At 72.0% G+C, this 7,317-nt stretch carries 4 protein-coding genes and 1 pseudogene; 3 read left to right on the forward strand and 2 right to left on the reverse strand.

What is annotated here, in order from left to right; genetic code table 11:
• Window positions 1–2,366: DNA mismatch repair protein MutS (mutS, locus tag ACILRF_RS13125; protein WP_395673590.1), on the forward strand; the 2,366-nt coding region annotated here is incomplete at its 5' end.
• Here mutS and ACILRF_RS13130 read toward each other — a convergent pair.
• Window positions 2,347–2,691, reverse strand: coding sequence for a hypothetical protein (locus ACILRF_RS13130; protein WP_395673592.1), 345 nt, complete (start codon window positions 2,689–2,691; stop codon window positions 2,347–2,349). The two genes, mutS and ACILRF_RS13130, sit on opposite strands and share 20 nt — an antisense overlap.
• Window positions 2,692–2,804: 113 nt before the next feature.
• Here ACILRF_RS13130 and ACILRF_RS13135 point away from each other — a divergent pair, with 113 nt between their 5' ends.
• Complete coding sequence (locus ACILRF_RS13135) at window positions 2,805–5,627, forward strand: [protein-PII] uridylyltransferase (protein ID WP_395673594.1); 2,823 nt, start codon at window positions 2,805–2,807, stop codon at window positions 5,625–5,627.
• Here ACILRF_RS13135 and ACILRF_RS13140 read toward each other — a convergent pair.
• A complete protein-coding gene (locus tag ACILRF_RS13140; protein WP_395673596.1) occupies window positions 5,624–6,916 on the reverse strand; it encodes a calcium-binding protein in 1,293 nt (430 codons plus the stop codon). The two genes, ACILRF_RS13135 and ACILRF_RS13140, sit on opposite strands and share 4 nt — an antisense overlap.
• A gap of 128 nt (window positions 6,917–7,044) precedes the next feature.
• Between ACILRF_RS13140 and ACILRF_RS13145 the strand changes: the two are divergent.
• Window positions 7,045–7,317: pseudogene (locus ACILRF_RS13145) on the forward strand (tRNA (guanosine(37)-N1)-methyltransferase TrmD); the annotation flags it as partial.

Raw genomic sequence — 7,317 nt, forward strand, 5'->3', positions numbered from 1 at the left:
CCAAGAAGCGCGGCTCGAAGTCGGTGGTCCGCCGCGACGTGGTCCGGGTCGTCACCCCCGGCACCCTGACGGAGGACGGCCTGCTCGACGCCCGCGGCGCGAACCGGCTGGCCGCGGTCGCCGTCCGCGCCGGGGCCGCCGCAGTCGCGGCGGTGGAGCTGTCCACCGGCGAGGTCGAGTGCCTGGCGACCGGGGTCGGCGGCCTCGCCTCGGCCCTGGCCGCCCTGGGCCCTTCCGAGATCCTGGTCCCCGACCGCCTGTTCGCCGACGAGGCGGTGAGCGCCGCCCTGAAGATGGCCGGCGGCTTCGTCCAGCCGATGCCCAGCGCCCTGGCCGAGCCTTCGGCCTCCGAGGCGCGGCTCAAGCGGCTCTATGGGGTCGATACCCTCGACGGGTTCGGCCAGCTTTCCGGCGCGGAGGTCTCGGCGCTAGGCCTGGTCGCCGCCCACCTCGAGACCACACAGGCCGGCAAGCTGCCGGCCCTGTCGGCGCCGCGCCGGGCGGGCGAGGCCGACGTCATGGCCATCGATCCCGCCACCCGCGCCAGCCTGGAGATCGAGAAGGCGCAGTCCGGGGCCCGCGACGGCTCGCTGCTCGCCGCCATCGACCGGACGGTGACGGCGCCGGGCGCACGCCTGTTGGCCGCCCGGCTGGCCCGCCCCTTGCTCGACCCGGCGGCCATCGACGCGCGCCTCGATGCGGTCGCCTGGTTCTGTGAACAGCGCGGCCAGCGCCAGGCCCTGCGCGAGAAGCTCAAGGCGATGGGCGACATGGCCCGCGCCCTGTCTCGCCTCGCCCTGGGCCGCGGCGGGCCGCGCGACCTGGGTTGCCTGCGCGACGGGCTGGAGATCGCCGAGCAGGTGGTGGCGCTGTTCGCCCATACCCGCGCCCCGCTGGTCGAGCCGCCGGCCGAGATCGCTGGCGCCCTGGCGGCGCTCAATCCGGACCTGCACGCCGATCTGCTGGCGTTCCGCGACCTGCTCAGCGCCGGTCTCGGGCCCGACCTGCCGGCCCTGGCCCGCGATGGCGGCTTCGTCGCCGAGGGCGTCCGCCCCGAGCTCGACCAGGCCCGCGCCCTGCGCGACGACAGCCGCCGGGTGATCCTGCAGCTTGAGGCGCGGCTGGCGCAGGACAGCGGCGTCGCGCTCAAGGTCCGGCACAACGCCGTGCTGGGCTATTTCGTCGAGACCACAGCCAAGGCCGCCGAGCCGCTGATGGCGGCGCCGCTCAACGCCACCTTCATCCACCGCCAGACCCTGGCCAATCAGGTCCGCTTCACCACCGTCGAACTGGCCGAACTCGACGCCAGGATCGCCCAGGCCGCCGAGCGCGCCCTCGCCATCGAAGTCGACACCTTCGAGGCCTGGCGGGGCGCGGCCATCGCGGTCGCCGCCGCCATCCAGACCGCCGCCGAGGCCGCCGCCCGCCTCGACGTCGCGGCCGGCGTCGCGGAGTGGGCCGACGACGCCGGCGCGAGCCGCCCCGTCGTGGACCGTTCCTCCGCCTTTGAGGCCGAACAGGCCCGCCATCCGGTCGTCGAGGCCGCCGTCCGCCGAACCGGCGAGGCCTTCACTCCCAACGACTGCCGCCTGGACGGGGCCGGGGCCGGCGGGCCGCGGCTCGCCCTCGTCACCGGCCCGAACATGGCCGGTAAGTCGACCTTTCTGCGCCAGAACGCCTTGCTGGCGGTGCTCGCCCAGGCCGGCTGCTTCGTGCCGGCCAAGCGCCTGCGGCTCGGCGTCGTCGACCGGCTGTTCAGCCGCGTCGGGGCCGGCGACGATCTGGCCCGCGGCCGCTCGACCTTCATGCTGGAGATGGTCGAGACCGCCGCCATCCTCACTCAGGCCACGCCGCGCAGCCTGGTGATCCTCGACGAGATCGGCCGCGGCACCGCCACCTACGACGGCCTCGCTATCGCCTGGGCCTGCGCCGAGGCGCTGCACGAGACCAACCGCTGCCGGGCGCTGTTCGCCACCCACTACCACGAGCTGGCGGTGCTGGAAGGCCGGCTCGCCTACGTCGCCAACCTGTCCCTCAAGGCCAAGGAGTGGAACGGCGAGTTGATCTTCCTGCACGAGGCTGGGCCGGGGCCCGCCGACCGCAGCTACGGCGTCCAGGTCGCCAAGCTGGCCGGCGTGCCGGGTCCCGTGGTCGCCCGCGCCCGCGACGTGCTGGAGCGGTTGGAACGGGAGGCTGCGGGTCCCGCCAACCTCGACGACCTGCCGCTGTTCGCCGCCGTCGCCGAACCGGACACGACCTACGGCCCCAGCAAGGTGGAGGAGGCGCTCTCGGCCCTCGACCTCGACGGCATGAGCCCCCGCGAGGCGATGGACGCGCTCTACAAGCTCAAGGGGCTGATGCCCTAGTCACCCGCCGGGCGATCCCCACGCGGTTGGCCGGCTTGCGGCGCTTCAGCTTGACCACGACGGGCGCGCTGGTCCGGCTCATCTTCCGCAGCTTCTGTTTCTGCTCGACCTTGGCCTGCTCCCTGGCGCGCAGGTCCGGCTTGCGGGGATCGGCCTTGCGCGGCGCCAAGCCATGCTTCCTGCGCGCGGCCTCGTCGCCGGCTGTGCTCTCGCCCCGGCTCTGGGCGGTGCGGCCCTTGGCCTTCAGCTTGCGCGACGGCGGGACATAGCCGTTGGCGTTCCAGCCGGTAAGGGTGGAGCCGCCCCGATAGGAGCCCTTCGTCATCTGTCGGCGGCCGCGCGCATGGGCGCCGGAACATAGTGACGCTGCGCCGGGAGGGAAGAGTCGAACCGGGAGAGGGTAGGGCGCGGGCCATGGGCGATGCTATATCCCTGCCCATGCCGCCCCGCCTGCGCCCGACCCGCCTGGAGTACGTCGTCGACGGGGTGAAGCTGCGCGCCCAGCTGTCGGCCGCCGCGCTCGAACAGCTCGGCAACGAGGCCAATCAGCGGAAGGCGGCGCTGGAGATCCTCAAGGCCGCCCTGTTCCGCGGCCGGATGATCGCCAAGGAGCGGCTGGAGGACGGGGCCGGCGGCATCGAGACCGCGCGCCTGCTGTCGGGCGTGACCGACGAGGTGGTCTCGGCTCTGTGGGACTTCACCACCGTCCACGTCTTCCGCGCCCGCAATCCGACCGAGGGCGAGCGACTGGCCCTGATGGCGGTCGGCGGGTACGGCCGCGGAACCCTGGCGCCGTTCTCGGACATCGATCTGCTGTTCGTGCGGCCGTACAAGCAGACCGCCCACGCCGAGAGCGTGATCGAGTACATGCTCTACGCCCTGTGGGACCTCGGCTTCAAAGTCGGCCACGCCTCGCGGACCATCGACGAGTGCGTGAAGCTGTCGCGCGAGGATTTCACCATCCGCACCTCGATCCTCGAGGCCCGGCGACTGGCCGGCGACGAGGCGCTCGCCGACGAACTGGTCCGCCGGTTCCAGGCCGAAGTGATCAAAGGCACAGGCGCCGAGTTCGTCGCCGCCAAGCTGAGGGAGCGTGACGAGCGTCACACCCGCGCCGGCGCCAGCCGCTATCTTGTCGAGCCCAACGTCAAGGAGGGCAAGGGCGGACTGCGCGACCTCCACACTCTGTTCTGGATCGCCCAATACCTGCGCCCGGGCCATTCCCTCGAGAAGGTGATGGAGCTCGACATGTTCGACCGGCGCGACGTTCGAACCTTTCTGCGCGCCTTCGATTTCCTGTGGGCGGTGCGCTCGCACCTGCATTTCGCCACCGGCCGGCCGGAAGAGCGGCTGACCTTCGACCTCCAGCCGGAGATCGCCCGGCGGATGGGCTATGGCGACCGGGCCGACAACCCCGCCGTCGAGCGGTTCATGCGCCGCTACTTCCTGATCGCCAAGGAGGTCGGCGCCCTCACCCGGGTGTTCGCCGCCAAGCTGGAATCGGAGGAAGTGAAGAGCCGCCCGACCGGCATCTCGCGCCTGTTGCCGGCGCGGCGGCCGAAGAAGAAGGCTCTGGACGAGCCGGGTTTCCACGAATTCGGCGGCCGTCTTGGCGTCGAGGGTCCGGAGACCTTCGAAGCCGATCCGCTGAACCTCCTGCGGTTGTTCCGCCTCGCCGACCAGCGCAACCTCGACCTGCACCCGGACGCCTTCACCGCCGCCAGCCGCGCGGCGCCGCTGATCACCTCGGCCGTGCGGCGCGACCCTCAGGCCGCCAAGATCTTCCTCGACATCTTGGCTCGCGGCCGCGACCCGCAGCGCACGCTAGGGCTGATGACCGAGGCCGGCGTGCTCGGTCGGTTCCTGCCGGAGTTCGGGCGGATCGTCGCCCAGATGCAGTTCAACATGTACCACTCGTACACGGTGGACGAGCACACGCTGCGGGCCGTGGGCGTGATCGCCGACATCGCCGCCGGCCGACTGGAGAGCGATCATCCATTGTCGGTCCAAGTCATGCCGCTGATCGACGATCGCGAGGCGCTGTTCCTGGCCATGCTGCTGCACGACACCGGCAAGGGCGGAGCCGGCGGCCAGGAGAAGGCCGGCGCCCGGGCCGCCCGTCAGGCCTGCGAGCGGCTCGGCCTCGATCGCTCGAAGATCGAGCTCGTCGCCTGGCTGGTCGAGCACCATCTGGTGATGAGCGACTACGCCCAGAAGCGCGACATCTCCGACCCGCGGACGGTCGCCGACTTCGCCAGCATCGTCCAGACGCCGGAGCGGCTGCGGCTGCTGCTGGTGCTGACCGTCGCCGACATCCGCGCGGTCGGTCCAGGTGTCTGGAACGGCTGGAAGGGCCAGCTGATGCGCGAGCTCTACACCGCCACCGAGGCGGTCTTCCGCGGCGGCCGCGGTTCGGACGTCGCCGCCACCCTGCGCCGCCACTACGAGAACGCCGCCTACGACATCCGCGTCGCCCTCGCCAAGGTCCACCCGGGCGCCGAGGTCTGGGCCGACGCCATGGAGGACGCCTACTTCTCCGCCTTTCCGCAGGCTGAGGTCGCGGCGCACGCCGCGCTCGCCGCCCGCGCCGCGCAGGCCGGCGGCGCGGCGGCCGAGGCCAAGATCCGCGCCGAGCGCAACGCCGCCGAGGTGGTCGTCGCCGCCGCCGACCGGCCGCGGCTGTTCGTCGACCTCGCCCAGGCCCTGACCGCCGCGGGCGCCAACGTCGTCGGCGCCCGCGTCTTCACCTCGCGCACCAACCAGGCGCTCGACGTCTTCTATCTGCAGGACGTCGCGGGCCAGCCGTTCGGCGTCGAAGCCGAGCACACCCTCGAGCGCTTGTGCCGCGACCTGGAGGCCGCCGCCCGCGGCGAAGTCAGCCCGCGCGAGCCGGTCCGGCGGGGCGACCTCGGCCGCGCCGCCGCCTTCGCCATCACCCCCACGGTGATGCTCGACAACGAGGCGTCGGAAACCTCGAGCGTTGTCGAGGCCTCGGGCCGCGACCGCCCCGGGTTGCTGGCGGCTCTGGCGCGGACCCTGTCGGACGCCGACCTGTCGATCGTCTCGGCCCACATCGACAGCTATGGCGAGCGCGCCGTCGACGCCTTCTACGTCGTCGACGCCGAGGGCCGGAAGCTGACCGAGAGCCGCCGCCGCAGCGCCCTCAAGACCGCGCTGATCGCCGCCCTCACCGCCGGTGAGGACGACGCCTCCGCCCGCCGCGCCAACCTGCAGCGGGCCCGGGCCAGCGTCGCCCGTTAGCCGATGATGTTCCCGAGCGTGAGGCTGAGGACGCTGACGCCGACCAGGGTGATCTCGTGCGCCGCCATGTCCTCGTCGGTGTAGCTGAGGACGACGTCCAGCCCGACCTGGGTCAGTGACCCGAGCGTCGCCGTCACGTCGACATGCAACCCCGGAACCAACAGCTGGTCCTGCAGCGGGTTGAAGCCGACGATCCGGTCGTCGCCGTGGTCGATCGCGCCGCTGTAGATGAAGACGTCGGCGCCGCTGCCGGCGGTCAGGGTGTCGTCGCCGGCTCCGCCGATGAAGGCGGTGGGCGCCGAGCCGGCGGTCAGCCGGTCGCCGCCGTCGCCGCCGTCGAGCAGGGCGCCGGCCGGGCCAGACCCGCTTGTCAGGGTGTCGTCGCCGGCCTCGCCGAGCGCGACGTCCTCGCCGCCGCCGCCGGTCGCCAAGGTGTCGTCGCCCGCGCCGCCGACCAGCATGTCGGGGCCGTAGAGGCCGATGAGCGCATCGTCGCCCGATGTGCCGAGGTAGACTTGGCCGCCGTCGTTGACGCCGTCGATGCGCAGCGAGACCTGCTGCACCGCCGACCACGTCTCGCCGTCGCCGGCCCGGTAGTCGAAAGTCACCGTGCGGTATTGGCCGATCAGCAGATCGAGGTCGCCGTCGGTGGGTTCGAGATAGAGGCTGCCGTCTGCGTTCAGCCCGACCCCGCCCGGCAGGGCGCCTACCGCCTCGTAGACGAGGGTCTGGCCATCCGGATCGACCGCCGCGACGGCCCCGAAATAGACCGCGTCGGCCGCCACCTGGTCGATCAGGTCCACGGCCACCGGCGCGCGGTTCTCGAACACCTCGATGTCGTCGAACAGGATGAGGCCGGCGCCGCCGGTCGCTTGCCAGTGCAGCTCGTAGAGCCCGGCGAACTCGGCCGGCAGCTCCACGGTCTCGAAACCCACGGCTCCGTCGGTGACGAAGCTATAGGTCACTGTGCCATCGGCCGTGACGCCGATGAAGGACACGGTGGTGGCGATCGCGTCGGGGATCGGATTGCCCAGTGGGTCGAAGCCGTTGAACCGGAAGCCTTCGACCTGCAGCGCCACGACGCCGAACGTGCCGCCGCCGGTGCGGGTCAGGATGGTGTCCTGCGAGGTCCAGAAGGCCTGGAGGTAGTCGCCGGTCCCGAGGGCCCCGCCGGCCTGGCCGCCGACGAACGGGTCGGTCAGCGATGGGTCGGAGGCGAGCTCGAAGCCGTCCTCGGCGTAGGTCTGGTAGGGGCCTGAGGTCCCTGTGAAGTCGATGGTCGCCGGCATATGCCCTCCCTGCGTTCAGGGCAAATACAACCAAAAGACGAGCAAGAGTCCATCAGCTCGCGCATGGGGCGTGTCGCCGCAGGCGCCGCGGCGCTTGACGAACGCGCCTGAGCGGCCTCCTTGCGCGCATGTCCTTCGACGCCGCCGTCCTGACCATGTTCCCGGAGGCCTTCCCCGGCCCGCTCGGCGTCTCGCTGATCGGCACGGCGTGGCGCGAGCACGGGCTGTGGTCCTTGGAAACGGTGGACATTCGAGCCTTTTCCACAGATAAGCGCGGCTTCCTCGACGACACCCCTGCGGGTGGCGGCCCGGGGCAGGTGATGCGGGCGGACGTGATCGCCTCTGCGCTGGACAGCGTGGAGCGGCGCGGGCGGCCGCTTTTGTACATGAGCGCCAGGGGG

The sequence above is a fragment of the Phenylobacterium sp. genome (assembly GCF_044236515.1).
Classification (GTDB): Bacteria; Pseudomonadota; Alphaproteobacteria; order Caulobacterales; family Caulobacteraceae; genus Phenylobacterium.

What these genes read in the sequence shown, in the direction of transcription:
- ACILRF_RS13135 (WP_395673594.1), top strand. Translation starts at nt 2,805, where the DNA reads ATGCCGCCCCGCCTGCGCCCGACCCGCCTGGAGTACGTCGTCGACGGG.
- ACILRF_RS13140 (WP_395673596.1), bottom strand. Translation starts at nt 6,916, where the DNA reads ATGCCGGCGACCATCGACTTCACAGGGACCTCAGGCCCCTACCAGACC.
- ACILRF_RS13130 (WP_395673592.1), bottom strand. Translation starts at nt 2,691, where the DNA reads ATGACGAAGGGCTCCTATCGGGGCGGCTCCACCCTTACCGGCTGGAAC.